1 protein-coding gene is annotated in these 232 nt (G+C 38.4%); it reads left to right on the forward strand.

Annotated features, from left to right (window positions below; genetic code table 11):
• Nucleotides 1-232, forward strand: a 232-nt coding sequence (locus tag R2R70_RS23470; RefSeq protein WP_410979416.1) for a homocysteine S-methyltransferase family protein, incomplete at both ends; no start/stop codon positions are given.

Here is a 232-nt window from a genome sequence, read left to right on the forward strand (position 1 = left end):
CATATTTAAAAATTCAAACAAACCATGCTATTACGCATTTGCCTTAAATGATGAAGTTAGTGAACTAGCAACCCTGCGCTCAGGCGAATTTGTAACTGGCGCCCTAACTGAACTGCTTGATCACAATGTTGCAGGTATTTTATTTAATTGCTCGATCCCCGAAGTAATAGAACAAGCCTTAATAGCTACTAATAAGGTATTATCGAAGCTTAATAAAACCGTGGCTTTGGGC

This window comes from Cobetia sp. SIMBA_158, assembly GCF_046566945.1.
Taxonomy (GTDB): Bacteria; Pseudomonadota; Gammaproteobacteria; order Pseudomonadales; family Halomonadaceae; genus Cobetia; species Cobetia amphilecti.